Genomic DNA, 14,479 nt, shown 5'->3' on the forward strand with positions numbered 1-14,479 from the left:
GCCGGCGCGGCGTCAGGGCTCGTCCGAGCCGCTGACCGCCCAGCTCAGGCCGGTCGCCGGGTCCTCCATCGCGAGGTGCAGGTGGCGCAGGCCGTCCGCCGGGTCGCACCAGGTGAAGCAGCGCATCCGGGCGACCAGCGCGTTCACCCCCGCCCGGTCCGGCCCGTCGCCCCCGGCCATGGCGCCGAGCGCCCGCCAGAGCGCCAGCCGGCCGTCCGCCGAACCCCGCGTCCGGTCCGCAGCCCCCGCCTGCAACAGCGCCGGACAGGCGATCGCGAACGGCAGGTAGCCGCCGGTGACCCGCCGCGCCGCGGTCAGCCGGGCGGCCGCCTCCGGCGCCGGGCCCCGGACGCACACCACCTCCGCCCACTCCGCCAGTGCGGCCAGCGCCCGGGTGGCCCGCTGGCCGCGGAGCCGGCCGGCCGGCGCGGGCAGCAGCACGGGGCCGAGGCCCTCGCGGGTGGCGGGCAGTGACAGCACCGCACTGCGCGAACCGCCGCGCGGCAGGTAGTCGCGCACCCGGGAGTTCTCGCCCCAGCCGGCCGACTCCCAGGGCTCCAGCACCAGCGGGACGCCCTCCGGGTCCGGCTCCGCGCCGTACGAGAGGTCCTCGCCGACCAGCACCCTGGTGTGCGCGACCAGTCGGCGCACCGGTGCCGGGCCGAGCAGCGGTGCCAGCCGCAGCCAGGAGTGCCGGGTGGCCAGCACCTCCCAGAGCGGCCCGGCGTCGTGGTCGGCCACCCCGGCGGCGGTGCCGGGACCGCCGTCCGGGCCGAACAGCCGCACGGCCAGCTCGGGCGGCGCGGAGTACGCGATCAGGTGGCCGAGCGGCGCCGTCTCGGCCGCCGCCCGCTCCTCGCCGACCTGCGCCACGGCGGCGGCCCGGGCCCGCCGGTAGGCGGCCAGCAGCTCGGGCCAGCGGCCGCCCTCGACCAGGGTGCGGAGCCGGTGCTCCTGGTACGTGATCACGATGCGCAGCGTAAGGGTCGGGGCGGCGCATCAGCTGACTTGCCGTCAGTTCGGTGCGTCGGGTCGGGCCCGGGAGCCGGCGGGGCGGCCCCGGCCGCGCGCGCGGCGCTCACGGTCGCGGCCCCCGGGCTCGCGATCGCGGTCACCCCTGCATTCGGACGCGCGTTCGCCCCGGCGCTCGCGTGCGCGCCCGTTCTCGCGCTCGTTCTCGTGCCCGTTCTCGCGCTCGTTCTCGTGTTCGCGTTCGTGTTCGACGAGGACGCGGAGCCGGACCAGCGCCCGGCGGCGGGTGACCGCCAGGGTGGACCGGTGCAGGCCCAGCAGGGCGGCCGCCTCATCGACCGTGTACCCGTCGAGGTCGACCAGTGCGACCACGCGGGCCTGCTTGGCGGTCAGCCCGCACAGCAGCCGGAGCACCTCCCAGCGCGCCTGCAGTTCCCCCAGCCCTTCGCCGGACGGTTCCGCCCGGGCACGCTCCGCCTCGACCGGCTCCACCACGGCCATCCGGCGGCGCTCCCGGCGCCACTGGTCGCGCATGATGTTCGCCATCGTGGTGAACGCGTAGGCGTAGGGCTGCGGGTGGCCGAGGAACCGCTCGGGCCGACGGGCGATCCGCAGATAGGCGTCGTGCACGACGTCGTCGGCCGCGAACGAACTTCCGCCGAGCGCAACGGCCGCCCGGCGGAGCCGGGGCAGGATTTCGGTGAACACCCGGTGGAATTCGGCGCAGTCGGCGTCGGCGCGCCCAGCAGCCGCACCATCGGCCGCACACTCGCCGGCTCCCCCGCCCGGACCTGCCCCGCTGTGACCGACGGCGGCGCCCGACTCCCGCCCGCTTCCGCTCCGACCGGTGGATTCCATGCCGCTCCCCTCGGAAATCGGCACCCCGAAGGCGCGGTTGACGATCCGGCCGGCAACCGCCCTGTGACGCACATCACATCATAGTTCGTCATCCCACCGTGCGCAGTCATTCGTGTGCAATGCGTCACCGGCCTTACGGGGCAAGGGAATTGCCGCTCCGGTCGCCATCCGGGCCGGGGCAGGCACACCGCAAGTGAGGAGAGGAACCGTGTCAGGTCGCATCGCCAGGAACATCGTCAGGCTCGGGACGGCGGCCGCGGCCGCCCTCGGCGTGCTCGGCACCACGGCCCTGCCGGCCGCTGCCGCCGCACCCGCCGACCAGCGCGCCTCCGCCCACCGGAGCACCTCCGCCGGCCAGAGCATCTCCGTCGGCCAGAGCATCTCCGCCGGCCCGGGCATCGCCCCGGCCGCAGCCGTCACCGCCTCCTACCACTGCACCATCACCGCGAACTACGGCTGGCGCTGGGAGGGCAGCTGCCGGATCTACTCCGGCGAGCTGCGCACCATCACCTACTGCGCCAACGGCACGTCCAGCACCGGCCTGTGGATCGGCGCCCGGCCCGAACCGTGGGCGGTCTGGGGCAACTGCCCGGGCTCCCGCTGGACCCGGGTCGTCTTCCAGTCCCGCGGCTGACGCCCGGGCCGGCCGGCGTCCGCAGCGCACCGAGGGTGCCGCCCCGCGGGGCGGCACCCCTCTGCTTCCGCTTCCGCTTCCGCCCCTGTTCCCCGGCGCCCCTGGCTGCCGCCGCGCACCGCAGTCGGCCGGCGACGGCGTCGGCCCTGAAGCGCGCACGAGGGCGCAGAGGTGCACGGAAGGGGCGGCCGCGGATCCCGCCGCGACCACCCCCCTGCCCGTGCCGGCGGCTCTGCCGTCGGCGGTCTACTCGTACTCGGTACCGCCCTTGCGCGTCAGGTAGGCGTCGCTGACCACCTTGGCGATCGCCCGGCCGCCGACCACCGGGCTGTAGCGCTCGGTCACCGGGCGGATCACCACGCCCTCGCGCAGGTGCAGCTCCCGCCCGGAGACGGTCTCCCGCCCCTGGGCGAGCGCCAGCGCGGTGTCCGGGTCGAACGGTCCGCGCCACAGCTCGGGCACCACCGGCAGCTCGCCGTCCAGCAGTTCGGCGGCGGGCAGCCAGTGCAGCTGCCCGTCCAGCACGGCCGAGACGTCGAACGCCACGTAGCCGGGCAGCTCGGTGCGGCCGGACCCGCCGTAGGTGAGGTCCTGCACGCCCGCGCCGAAGACCTCGCCGAAGATGCCGACCCGCTCGGCGCCGAGGCGCTCCGCCAGCCGGGCGGCCACCTCGGGTATGCCGTGCGCCCGCACCGCCCGCCAGTAGAGGTTGCGTCCGTCCTCGGCCAGCGCCAGCCCCTGGGAGCCGATGCCCTTGGACGAGACCTCCACCTCGCCGGTGGCGGCGTGGTAGGTGACCAGGCAGCAGCTGCCGTGCACCTTCTCGGTCAGCACCACAGGCTCGCCGGGCTCGAAGATGCCGGGGAAGCGTTTGAGGTTCTCGATGTCTACCCAGGGCAGCAGGTCGGGCGCGCTGACCACGTCGCCGTTCATCGTGGTCGGGACCGGCGGCCGCCACTTGGTGACGCCCAGCAGCTCGGCGAAGTCCTCGCCGTTCCCGGCCGCGGACGCCAGGTCGGCACCGGCCAGCGCGCCGGGCCGGCAGACGATCCCCTGCGACAGCTCGCCGCGCAGCCGCACCGCCTTCACCCGGTCGGCCTTGCTCCCGGCCAGCCGCCCGGTCAGGCCCAGTTCCTCGATCAGCGCGGCGGGCAGCACGGCCTGCTCGGGGATGTAGACGGCGTAGTCGCCGGTCCGGTAGGCACCCTTGGCGACCACCGCCCGGTAGAGGCCGACCTGGGCGAGTTCGAGCGCATCCGCGTTCGGGTGCGCCAGGATGGTCAGCCGCTCGGCGGTGACGCGCAGTGTGGACATGGGTGTGCTCCTCCCCCGGAACGGCCGACCGGCCGGTCATGCGTACGGACGGTGACCACTCTGGCGGCCCGGGCGCCTGGGCGCGAAGGGTTTTCCCCGGGCCCGCCGGCGCCGCGGCACGGACCGCCCGCCTACCGCGCAAGGCCGCCGGGGCCCGGACGGCCGGCCGGCGCCTCGGCTGCACACCAGGCGGTTTGAGCCTTCCGACAGCGGGGCAGTCACCCGTGATGCTCCTTGCCTGTGCAATGAGACAGACGATTTTCCGCTTGTATTTGCGGCACTATGATCGACGTACCGGCCGCAGTTGCGGCAGCATCCCCGCGCCCCTTCCGGCGCGTCCAGGAGGGGAAACACCGATGAGCTCCACCCGCACCGTCCGCACCCGCAGACTCGCCGTCGCCGCCGCGGCGGCCCTCGCTCTCAGCCTCGGGGTCACCGCCTGCGGCAGCGACGGCGGCACCAAGGCCTCGGACGGCACCTCCGCCGGCGCGTCCGCCGCCGCAACCGGCGCCGCAACCGGCGGCAGCAGCGCCCCCAAGGCGTCCGGCGAGATCACCGTCTTCGCCGCCGCCTCGCTCAAGGAGAGCTTCACCGACCTGGGCAAGAAGTTCGAGGCCGCCAACCCGGGCGCCAAGGTCAAGTTCAACTTCGGCGGCAGCTCCAGCCTCGCCACCAGCATCAACTCCGGCGCCCCCGCCGACGTCTTCGCCGCCGCCAGCCCGGCCACCATGAAGACGGTCACCGACGCCGGCGGCGCCGTCGGCGAGCCGAAGACCTTCGTCAGGAACACGCTCACCATCGCCGTTCCCGAGGGCAACCCCAAGCACGTCGCCGCGCTCAAGGACCTCGCCGCCCCCGGCGTGAAGGTCGCCCTGTGCGCGAAGGAGGTGCCGTGCGGCGCCGCCGCCCTGACCGCGCTCAAGGCGGCCGGCGTCGAGCTCACCCCGGTCACCCTGGAGCAGGACGTCAAGGGCGCGCTGACCAAGGTCGAACTCGGCGAGGTCGACGCGTCGCTGGTCTACAAGACCGATGTGCAGGCCGATGCTGCGAAGATCGACGGCGTGGACTTCCCCGAGGCCGCCAAGGCCGTGAACGACTACCCGATCGCGGCGCTGGCCAAGGCGCCGAACAAGGACGGCGCCGCCGCCTTCGTCGCCTACATCCAGTCGCCCGAGGCCCGGCAGGTGCTGACCGCGGCGGGGTTCCAGGCGCCGTGAGCCCTCGCACCACCAGGTCCGCCGACGGGGTGGCAGCCCCGGCGGCGGACCTGCCGCGCCGACGGCGGCGGCGCACGCGGCGCGTCCCGGTCACGCTGCTGCTCCCGGCACTGCTCGGGGTGGCCTTCCTGATCCTGCCGCTGGTCGGACTGCTGGTCCGGGCACCCTGGGGCGGCATGTCCGACCAGCTCACCAGCCCGGAGGTGTGGCAGGCGCTGCGCCTCTCGCTGGTCTGTGCCACGGCGGCCACGGGGGTGTCGCTGGTGCTCGGGGTGCCGCTGGCCTGGCTGCTGGCGCGCACCGACCTGCCCGGACGGCGCCTGGTCCGGGCGCTGGTCACCCTGCCGTTGGTGCTGCCGCCGGTGGTCGGCGGGGTGGCGCTGCTGCTGGTGCTCGGCCGGCGCGGCATCGTCGGCTCCTGGCTGGACTCCGCCTTCGGCATCACCCTGCCGTTCACCACCACCGGCGTGATCATCGCCGAGGCCTTCGTGGCGATGCCGTTCCTGGTGATCAGCGTCGAGGGTGCGCTGCGCGCCGCCGACCCGCGGTACGAGGAGGCGGCCGCCACCCTCGGCGCCTCCCGGCTGACCGCCTTCCGCCGGGTCACCCTGCCGCTGATCGCGCCCGGCATCGCCGCCGGCGCCGTGCTGGCCTGGGCGCGGGCACTGGGCGAGTTCGGCGCGACGATCACCTTCGCGGGCAACTTCCCGGGCCGGACGCAGACCATGCCGCTCGCGGTCTACCTGGCCATGGAGTCCGACCCGGAGGCGGCGATCGCGCTGTCGCTGGTGCTGCTGCTGGTCTCGGTCGCCGTCCTGGTCGGCCTGCGCGACCGCTGGCTGTCCACGCCGTGACCGCGCCGACGGTGTCTTCGGTGTGGGGCGTCGGACCCGCCGACGTACGACGCCGCCGTTCCCTCCGCCGCCGGTCCTTCCGCCGCCGGTACCGCTCGGTGTTCCGCGCCGCGTTCCGCCCTGTGTTCCGCCCTGTGTTCCGCTCCTTGTTGCGCCCCGCCCCCGCCCCGACCTCCGTTCCCCCCTGGACGCCCACACCGTGACTGCCGCCGCCCCCGCCCTCGACGCCCGGCTCCGGGTGGACCGCGCCGCCTTCAGCCTCGACCTCGCGCTCACCGCCGGCCCCGGCGAGGTGGTCGCGCTGCTCGGCCCGAACGGCGCCGGCAAGTCCACCGCCCTGCGCGCGCTCGCCGGGCTGCTCCCTCTCACCGACGGCCACCTGAGGCTGGACGGCCGCGTCCTGGAGGACCCGGCGCAGCTCCTGCACACGCCCGCCGAGGAGCGCCCGGTCGGCGTGGTGTTCCAGGACTACCTGCTCTTCCCGCACCTCAGCGCGCTCGAGAACGTCGCCTTCGGCCCGCGGTGCCAGGGCCGGCCCAAGCGCGAGGCCCGGGCCGAGGCGGCCGGCTGGCTCGAACGGATGGGACTGGCCGAGCACGTCGGCGTCCGCCCGGGCCGGCTCTCCGGCGGCCAGGCGCAGCGGGTGGCGCTCGCCCGGGCGCTCGCGGCCCGGCCCCGGCTGCTGCTGCTCGACGAGCCGCTGGCCGCCCTGGACGCCCGCACCCGGCTCGACGTCCGCTCGCAACTGCGCCGCCACCTCGCCGAGTTCGAGGCGGTGGCGGTGCTGGTGACGCACGACCCGCTGGACGCGATGGTGCTGGCCGACCGGCTGGTGGTGATCGAGGCCGGCCGCGAGGTGCAGTCCGGCAGCCCGGCCGAGATCGCCCGGCGGCCGCGTACCGACTACATCGCCCGCCTGGTCGGGCTCAACCTGTACCAGGGCAGCGCGGAGGGCCACCAGGTCACGCTGGCGGACGGCACCGTGCTGGCCACCACGGAGGAGCTGTCCGGCCCGGCCTTCGTGGCGTTCCCGCCGTCCGCCGTGACGCTGTACCGGGAGAAGCCGATGTCCAGCGCGCGCAACGTCTGGGAGCTGGAGGTCGCGGGACTGGACCTGCACGGCGACCAGGTCCGCGCCGACCTGGCCGGCGCGCTGTCGATGGCCGCCGACCTGACGCCCGCCGCGGCGGCCGAACTCGACCTCGCCCCCGGTACGACGGTCTGGGCGACGGTCAAGGCCGCCCAGACGCACGCGTACCCGGCCTGAGCCGCACGCCCGGCCCGGCGGCGCGGGCCCGTCCTGCCCGGTGTGCGCCGGGCCGGCGTCGGCTCGGCGGCCGGTCAGTCCGCGGGTGACACGAACCCGGACTCGTACGCGGCGATCACCGCCTGGGTGCGGTCCCGGGCGCCGAGCTTCGCCAGCACGCTGCTGACGTGCGTCTTCACCGTCTGCACGCCGAGGAAGAGCCGGTCGGCGATCTCACCGTTGTTGAGGCCGCGGGCGACCAGGCGCAGCACCTCGGCCTCGCGCTCGGTCAGCGCGGCGCGGGCCATGGACTCGCGCGCCTCCCGGTTGCCGTGGCCGGCGGCGAGGCGGCGGATCGCGGTGGGGAAGAGCAGCGACTCGCCGGCCGCGACCAGCCGGACGGCGTGCGCGATCTCGGTCGGCCGGGTGCGCTTCAGCAGGAAGCCGTCGGCGCCCGCGCGCAGCGCCTGGTAGACGTAGTCGTCGATCTCGAACGTGGTGACGACCAGGATCTTCGGCGCGTACCCGCCGGGCGCCGCACCGTCCCGGACCAGTTCCCGGGTGGCCGCCAGGCCGTCCGTCCGCGGCATCCGGACGTCCATCAGCACCACGTGCGGGCGCAGTTCGCGGGCCAGGGCGACGGCCTCGGCGCCGTCGGACGCCTCGCCGACCACCCGCAGGTCGCCCTGCGCCTCCAGGACGGCGCGCAGTCCGGCCCGGACCAGTTCCTCGTCGTCGGCCAGCAGAATGTCGATCATCACGCGCCCAAGCGTAGGGGCACCCGGACGGCCAGCACCCATGCGCCCGACTCGGGGCCGGCCGAGGCCTCGCCGCCGAGCAGCACGGCCCGCTCGCGGATCCCGCGAAGTCCCTTGCCGCCACGGCGCGGTGAGCTGCGGACGGGCGCCCCGGCGGCGGCCAGCGCGTTGGCGCAGCGGATCTCCAACCAGCCGTCGCGCAGGGCGATCCGGACGCTGACCGGTTCGCCTGGCGCGTACTTGAGGGCGTTGGTGATGCCCTCCTGGACGATGCGGTAGCCCTCGCGGGAGAGCACGCCGGGCAGTTGCCCGGACGGGAGGTCGAGCCTCGCCTCCACCTGGCTGCCGGCCGCGCGTGCGGTGTCGAAGAGCGCGGGCAGTTGGTCGACGCCGGGCCGCTCACGGGGGTCGCCCGCGTCGTCGGCCGTGCGGGTCCGCGTGCCGGTGCGCGTGGTGCCGTCGCCCGTTCCTTCGCCGGTGTCGCGGAGCAGGGCGAGGGTGCGTTCGAGGTCCTCCATCGCCTGCCGGCCGGTCTCCTCGATGACTTCGAGCGCCTTGGCGGCGAACGCCGGGTCGCCGACCTCGCGCGCCGCTCCGGCCTGAATGACCGTCACCGTCAGGGCGTGGCCGATGGAGTCGTGCAGCTCACGCGCCAACAGGTTGCGCTCCAGCAGCCGTTCGGCGCGCAGTTCGGCCGCCGCCAGCCGCTCGGCCGGGGACGGCCCCAGGAGGCTCACCGCCATGGCGAGTTGGAGCCGTCCGGCCCAGACGACCAGCCAGCCGAGCGCGAACAGCAGCACCGGCGCCAGCAGCGGGTACCAGGACGCGCCGTCCGCGGCGGGGAGCCGGAGGCCGAACAGCTCCGGGTCCGGCCGGAGCAGCAGGTCGACGGCGGCGGCCGGGAGCAGCACCGAGAGGATTCCGACACCCGTGCCGAGGGCGACCCGCCCGACCAGCCAGGCCGCCGTCCGCCGCAGGTCGGTCCAGGTGCGGGAGGGTTCGGCGGCGATGTCCTGCTCCCGCTCGGGCATCAGCAGCAACCGCGCCTGCACGCCCTCCGCGCGCCGCATCGCCGGGAGCAGCGCGGCCAGCACCAGCAGCACCGTGTCCACCGGGACCGCGCGCAGCAGGACCTCGCCGAGGCCGCTCCCCTCCGTTCCCGGATACACCATCAACACGACGCCGGCGAAGACCAGTCCGATGGTCAGGTGCAGCCACCGCGCGTACGTGGCGGCGCTCAGCAGGGGCGCGAATATCCGGGGCATCCGGCCATCCTGCCAGGTCAGCGGAGTACGGTGCCCTCCCTCCCGAGAGGGAGCCGGATCCCCTCCCGGGCGGGATCCGCCCGGGGCGCCGGTCGGGTCGAATGGGTGTCATCGACGGCGGGACCGACCGGGAACGGGGCGGGCGCCGCGGCCGGCCGGGCAGAGCGCCGGCGGAGCACGGACGAGCAGAGAGCGGGAGGGCAGCCATGATCCAGGTTCAGGGCCTCACCAAGGAGTACGACGGGACGCGCGTGGTCGACGACCTGAGCTTCGAGGTCCGGCCCGGGGTGGTGACGGGCTTCCTCGGGCCGAACGGCGCGGGGAAGAGCACCACCATGCGGCTGGTCCTCGGCCTGGACCGGCCGACCGCCGGCCGCGCCCTCGTCGCCGGCCGCCCGTACGCCGAACTGGCCGACCCGCTGCGGCAGGTCGGCGCGCTGCTCGACGCCCACGCCCTGCACGGCGGCCGCACCGCCCGGGGCCAGCTCCGCTGGCTCGCCGCCAGCAACGGACTGTCCGAGCGCCGGGTGGACGAGGTGCTCGGCCAGGTCGGCCTGGCCGACGCGGCCGGCCGCCGGATCCGCGGCTTCTCGCTCGGCATGCGCCAGCGCCTCGGCGTGGCCGCCGCACTGCTCGGCGACCCGCCGGTGCTGATGCTGGACGAACCGGTGAACGGCCTCGACCCGGAGGGCATCCGGTGGATCCGCACGCTGCTGCGCGGCCTCGCCGTCGAGGGGCGCTCGGTACTGGTCTCCTCGCACCTGATGACGGAGATGGCGCTGACCGCCGACCACCTGGTGGTCATCGGCCGCGGGCGGCTGCTGGCGGACGCCGCCACCTCCGACTTCATCGACCGTCACGGCCGCACCCGGGTCCGGGTGCGCGCGGTCGACCCGGCCAAGCTCGACGCCCTGCTGCGCGGCTCCGGCCTGGCCGCCGAGCAGGTGGACGGCGGCGCCTGGGAGGTCAGCGGCGCCGACCCCGAGCAGATCGCCGCCCTGGCCGCGGCGAACGGCGTGGTGCTGTACGAGATCGCCGTCCAGCAGGACTCCCTGGAGGAGGCCTTCATGCGGATGACCGCCGACAGCGTCGAGTACCGGGCGGTGGCGGCATGAGCGTCCCGGCCGCCGGGGCGGCGGGCGTCCTGCGCGCCGAGCGGATCAAGTTCACCACCCTCCGCTCGCTCTGGGTCACCCCGCTGCTCTCCGTCCTGCTCACCGCCGGGCTCGGCACCGCCTTCGCCGCGGCCCTCGGCGGCAAGGACCACAACCTCACCGACGACCCCGGCGTCGGGATCCACTACGGGCTCAACTTCGGCCAGGCCGCCCTGGCCTGCTTCGGGATCCTGCTGATCGGCCAGGAGTTCAACACCCGCATGATCGGCGTCTCGCTCACCGCCGTCCCGCAGCGCGGACGGCTCTACGGCGCGAAGCTCGCCCTCGGCGCGCTGGTCGCGCTCGGCGCGGGCCTGGCGGGGACGGCCGGCTCGTTCGCGGGCTACGCCGTCTCCGTGCCGGGCCGCTGGGGCGGGCCCGCCCTGGTCCGGAGCGCCACCGCCGGGGTGCTCTACCCGGTGCTGCTGGTGGTGTTCTGCTTCGGCCTGACCGCCGTCCTGCGCAACCTCACCGCCGCGATGGGCCTGCTGGTGCCCACCGTCTTCCTGCTCTCCCCGCTGCTCGGCAGCGTCCCGGGCGTGCGGCAGGTGGTCCAGTTCCTCCCGGACCGGGCCGGCCAGTACGCGCTGCACTACGCCGACGACCCGAACGTCGCGTACGGGCACTGGACCGGCCTGCTGATCATGGCCCTCTGGGCCGCCGCGGCCGCGTACGGCGGCCTGCGCTCGATCCGCCGCTACGCGGCCTGACCCCTCCTGCGACCTCCCGCACCCTCCGACCCCGGGAAAGGCAAGCTCCCGATGACGACCGCCACCACCGCCATGGCCGCCACGGCCGCCACCACCGGCCGCGGCCGTACCACCGCCGCCCTCACCGTCCTCCGGTCCGAACTGGTCAAGTTCACCACCCTCCGCTCCCAGTGGATCGCCCCGCTCGTCGCCGTCGCCCTCACGGCCGGCATCACCCTGGCGGTCAACGCCGCCTACGGGGAGGTGGACCACACGCCCGGTGAGGACCAGGCCGGCGGGATCTACTACGGCCTGCTGTTCGGCCACGTCGCCGTGGCCTGCATCGGGATCCTGCTGATCGGCCAGGAGTTCAACACCCGCATGATCGGTGTCTCGCTCACCGCCGTCCCGCAGCGCGGACGGCTCTACGGCGCGAAGCTCACCCTCGGCACCGCGCTCGGGCTCCTCGTCGGGCTGATCTCCACGGCCGGCTCGTTCCTCGCCGTCGCCGGCACCGTCGGCCTCGACCTCTCCGTCCCCGGCATGGGCCGCAGCTTCGTGGCCGGCGTGCTCTACCACCCGCTGCTGGTGGTGTTCTGCCTCGGCCTGACCGCCATGCTGCGCAACTTCACCGCCGCGCTCGGTCTGGTCACCCCGATGGTCTTCCTCGGCACGACCTTCCTCGCCGCGATCCCCGGTGTACGCGAGCTGGGCCAATTCCTCCCCGACCGGGCCGGCCTGTACGCGATGCGCACCCAGCCCGACCCGACCGTCCACTACGGCTACTGGACCGGCCTGCTGATCATGGCCCTCTGGGCCGCCGCGGCCGCGTACGGCGGCCTGCGCTCGATCCGCCGCTACACGGCCTGAGGGGGCGCGGCGGGCCGGGTGACAGATAACAGATGACAGCTGACAGATTTCATCATCTGTCAGCTGTCATCTGTTCGCCGCCGGCCCTCAGTCGTCAGCCGTTCGCCGTTCGCCGTCAGGCCGTTCGTGTTCGCCGGCTACCGCTCCGCGGCCGTTCCGCGCAGGGCCGGGTGGTCCGCCACCACGGTGCAGCTGCCGGGGGCGATCTCGGTGAAGCCCGCGTCCTGGACCAGCGGCAGACCGCTCGCCACCAGCCCGGCCCAGGCCTCCGGGGTGGCCGTGCGGACGGCCAGCGCGAAGCCGGACTCCGCCCACTCCTTGCGCTGCGCGTCGTCCAGCCGCCACCAGGCGAGCTGGGCCGCGTGGCCGGTCTGCGCCATGGTCTTCCCGGCGCTCATCTCCAGCTCCGGGTTGAGCCACAGCACCGGCACGCCCGGCTCGGGCGCGCCGACCGGCCCCGCCTCCTCCAGATCGGTGCCCGACACCTGGAGCTTGGCGAGCTCCTTGGGCCAACCGTCGAGCGGGATCGGCGGAAAGACCCGCACCTCCGCTTCCTGCCCGCCGACCGTGATCCCGGGCAGTTCACCGGCCCGGCGCCACTCGCCGCCGCGTGCCCGCCGGACCACCTTGCGGATCCGGGCGTCCTCCCAGGCCGCGACCCGCTCCGCCCACTCGCCGTCCGCCCCGGTCACCCGGGGGTCGGCCAGCAGCGTGAGCACCGCCCGCGCCGAGGTCTCCAGCGCGTCCGTCCGCCCCGGCGGAGTGGCCCGCTCCAGCCGGACGAGCAGGGGCAGCACGTACTGCGGCCGGGCGTCGCGGTCCTCGGGAGCAGGGGCAGGGTCGGGGGCGTCGAACGGAGAAGTCACCCGTCAAGCATGCCAGCCCCCGCCCCGTCGCGATCACGCCAGGGCCCACCACGGCGCCATGGAAGCCAGGAGCACAACCGGGCGCGGTCAGGAGAGGTAGTCCTCCGGCCCGCCGTCCCGCCGGATGTCGAGGGTCACGCAGTGGAAACCGCCGCCGAGCACCCGCGAGTGGCGAAGCCGGTGCGGCAGGACGGTGATGCCCGCGTGCTCCAACTGCTTGATCAGGCTCCGCTGGCCGGATTCCACGATCGCCGTGTCGGGGCTGATCATCAGCAGGTTCATGCTGATCCAGCTCTCGCTGAGCGCGTGCGCGGGCGAGTCCGCCGACGGCTCGGCGGGCGGGCACCAGAGGACGTCCCAGCCCCGTAGCGGTTCCGGCACCGTCTCGGGGCTGATCCGCTCCGGGTTGAGCAGCACCAGTCCGGGCCGCAGCAGGGCGATGGTGCTGTCGATGTGGGTGTAGCCGTAGATGTTGCGCAGGGGGTGCAGCCGCAGGTCTCCGAGCAGCCCGAGGGTGGACTCCAGCCACGTCAGGCCGAGTTCGTTGCCGCTGCGGGAGACCTGGTAGAAGACGTCGCGGCCGAGCCTCAGGACGTTGGCGGCGTCGAAGACCGGCTCGGACTCGCCCAGCAGCGGCAGTCCGTCCCCGTCGAACTCGAAGAGCTCGTCCTCGAGTCTCGGCCGTGGCGCCGCCAACCACCGGGCCCCGCCCCGCAGGTACTCCTGAAACAGGTTGCGCAGGCCGAACACCTCGAAGTAGCGGTGCCGCATCGGGCTCGCCACCTCGATCACGGTCTCGCCGACCACGAGGGTGAGGTCGCGCGGGCAGTAGGAGTGGAAGCCGCCGTCCGCGCGCCACCTCGGCGCGGCGAACTCGACACCGTGGTCGATGAGGTCCGGCCGGTGCACGGTGACACCGAGCTCGCGCAGGGAGGCGGTCAGCGCGTCCAGGTCCTCCTCGGTCTCCTCGACGACCTGCTGCGAGTAGGCGCCGACGGGGATCGCGGCGAGGTCGGCCGCACCGGTCTTCGGGAAGCAGGACAGCCAGGACGACGGGTCGCACTGTTCGGGCAGCCGGGCGCCCACGGCGGTGCCGACCACCACCTCCCGCAGAGTGGTGAACTCGTCCCAACTGTGCACCGGACTGGCCGGCCTGGCCGGACGGACCGACTCGGACATGACTCTCCTTGACGCGGATTCAGGACGGACGAGAACGAGTGGAGAAGGTGGGAAGCGCAGGCTCCACGGAGACCGGCAGAGGCACCATGAAGCACCACGAAGCACGGCGCGGCAGGGCGTGGCACAGCGCGGAGCACCGTACGGAAAGCCGCGGGAAGCGAATGGCGGACGGGCCCCTCCGGAGGCGGATTGCCCTCGAACCGGTAACCGCGGAGTCCGAAGCAACCACCGGGCCGGTACCGGCCGCTCGTGACGGGTGGGAAATCCCGGACCGGGTAGGCGAATTCACAGTGCGTGAGCCGGGATCGAGCGCCAAGCTACCGGGCACCGCGACGCCCGCGCAAGCAGGTGATCGACATTTCCGGCACCACCCGGACGGCCCCTAAATCCCGCGCGCCGTTGTTCAACTCCCATTCACCGGGGCCGATCAATTCCACCGATCAATTCCACCGGCCAATTCCGCCGATCAACGCTGCCGGGGAACTCGGCGAGCCCGCCCGTCCGATCAACCCGACGAGTCAACCCTGCGGAAGGAAGCGGCCGTTCGTCTCCGTCGATCAACCTGTCGATCAACCCGTCCGGTCGGTCCGTCCGGTCGGTCCG

General features: G+C 74.5%; 14 protein-coding genes. 7 read left to right on the plus strand and 7 right to left on the minus strand.

Annotation, left to right across the window (positions count from 1 at the left end; genetic code table 11):
* Positions 1-12: 12 nt before the first annotated feature.
* Together ABZ885_RS06900 and ABZ885_RS06905 are read right to left on the minus strand one after the other, a co-directional pair.
* Positions 13-969 (minus strand): hypothetical protein, encoded by a 957-nt coding sequence (locus ABZ885_RS06900; protein ID WP_360184181.1) that lies wholly within the window; start codon positions 967-969, stop codon positions 13-15.
* A 45-nt stretch (positions 970-1,014) separates the two neighbouring features.
* Complete coding sequence (locus tag ABZ885_RS06905; RefSeq protein WP_360184183.1) at positions 1,015-1,680, minus strand: RNA polymerase sigma factor; 666 nt, start codon at positions 1,678-1,680, stop codon at positions 1,015-1,017.
* 358 nt (positions 1,681-2,038) lie between these two features.
* On the opposite strand from ABZ885_RS06905, the gene ABZ885_RS06910 reads away from it, so the two are divergent.
* Entirely contained in the window at positions 2,039-2,464 is a 426-nt protein-coding gene (locus tag ABZ885_RS06910) for a hypothetical protein (protein WP_360184187.1), read from the plus strand.
* A gap of 246 nt (positions 2,465-2,710) precedes the next feature.
* On the opposite strand, the gene ABZ885_RS06915 is transcribed toward ABZ885_RS06910, so the two are convergent.
* Complete coding sequence (locus ABZ885_RS06915; RefSeq protein ID WP_360184189.1) at positions 2,711-3,778, minus strand: RNA ligase (ATP); 1,068 nt, start codon at positions 3,776-3,778, stop codon at positions 2,711-2,713.
* A 356-nt stretch (positions 3,779-4,134) separates the two neighbouring features.
* Here ABZ885_RS06915 and modA point away from each other — a divergent pair, with 356 nt between their 5' ends.
* The 3 genes from modA (at position 4,135) to ABZ885_RS06930 (ending at position 7,116) form a co-directional block, all read left to right on the plus strand.
* On the plus strand, positions 4,135-4,995 hold the full coding sequence (gene modA / locus ABZ885_RS06920; protein ID WP_360184192.1) for a molybdate ABC transporter substrate-binding protein: 861 nt from the start codon (positions 4,135-4,137) through the stop codon (positions 4,993-4,995).
* A 29-nt stretch (positions 4,996-5,024) separates the two neighbouring features.
* Positions 5,025-5,849: an ABC transporter permease gene (locus ABZ885_RS06925; protein WP_360184289.1), complete on the plus strand. Its 825-nt coding sequence runs from the start codon at positions 5,025-5,027 to the stop codon at positions 5,847-5,849.
* Positions 5,850-6,048: 199 nt separating this feature from the next.
* Positions 6,049-7,116, plus strand: coding sequence for an ABC transporter ATP-binding protein (locus ABZ885_RS06930; protein ID WP_360184195.1), 1,068 nt, complete (start codon positions 6,049-6,051; stop codon positions 7,114-7,116).
* Between the two features lie 74 nt (positions 7,117-7,190).
* Here ABZ885_RS06930 and ABZ885_RS06935 read toward each other — a convergent pair whose 3' ends face one another.
* Together ABZ885_RS06935 and ABZ885_RS06940 are read right to left on the minus strand one after the other, a co-directional pair.
* Positions 7,191-7,856 (minus strand): response regulator transcription factor, encoded by a 666-nt coding sequence (locus ABZ885_RS06935; RefSeq protein ID WP_360184198.1) that lies wholly within the window; start codon positions 7,854-7,856, stop codon positions 7,191-7,193.
* Entirely contained in the window at positions 7,853-9,118 is a 1,266-nt protein-coding gene (locus tag ABZ885_RS06940; protein WP_360184200.1) for a histidine kinase, read from the minus strand. The genes ABZ885_RS06935 and ABZ885_RS06940 overlap by 4 nt, the downstream gene beginning before the upstream one ends.
* A 206-nt stretch (positions 9,119-9,324) precedes the next feature.
* Here ABZ885_RS06940 and ABZ885_RS06945 point away from each other — a divergent pair, with 206 nt between their 5' ends.
* Genes ABZ885_RS06945 through ABZ885_RS06955 form a run of 3 tightly spaced genes read left to right on the plus strand, consistent with a single transcriptional unit; the run spans position 9,325 to position 11,831 of the window.
* On the plus strand, positions 9,325-10,233 hold the full coding sequence (locus tag ABZ885_RS06945; protein ID WP_360184203.1) for an ABC transporter ATP-binding protein: 909 nt from the start codon (positions 9,325-9,327) through the stop codon (positions 10,231-10,233).
* Positions 10,230-10,982, plus strand: coding sequence for a hypothetical protein (locus tag ABZ885_RS06950; protein ID WP_360184205.1), 753 nt, complete (start codon positions 10,230-10,232; stop codon positions 10,980-10,982). Before ABZ885_RS06945 ends, ABZ885_RS06950 begins: the two co-directional genes overlap by 4 nt.
* A gap of 51 nt (positions 10,983-11,033) precedes the next feature.
* Positions 11,034-11,831, plus strand: a complete 798-nt coding sequence (locus ABZ885_RS06955) for a hypothetical protein (protein WP_360184208.1) — start codon at positions 11,034-11,036, stop codon at positions 11,829-11,831.
* A gap of 137 nt (positions 11,832-11,968) precedes the next feature.
* Here ABZ885_RS06955 and ABZ885_RS06960 read toward each other — a convergent pair whose 3' ends face one another.
* Together ABZ885_RS06960 and ABZ885_RS06965 are read right to left on the minus strand one after the other, a co-directional pair.
* Positions 11,969-12,697, minus strand: coding sequence for an aminoacyl-tRNA hydrolase (locus tag ABZ885_RS06960; protein WP_360184214.1), 729 nt, complete (start codon positions 12,695-12,697; stop codon positions 11,969-11,971).
* A gap of 87 nt (positions 12,698-12,784) precedes the next feature.
* Positions 12,785-13,876: an inosamine-phosphate amidinotransferase 1 gene (locus tag ABZ885_RS06965; RefSeq protein WP_360184217.1), complete on the minus strand. Its 1,092-nt coding sequence runs from the start codon at positions 13,874-13,876 to the stop codon at positions 12,785-12,787.
* Positions 13,877-14,479: the final 603 nt, after the last annotated feature.

Source organism: Kitasatospora sp. NPDC047058 (assembly GCF_040643935.1).
Taxonomy (GTDB): domain Bacteria; phylum Actinomycetota; class Actinomycetes; order Streptomycetales; family Streptomycetaceae; genus Kitasatospora.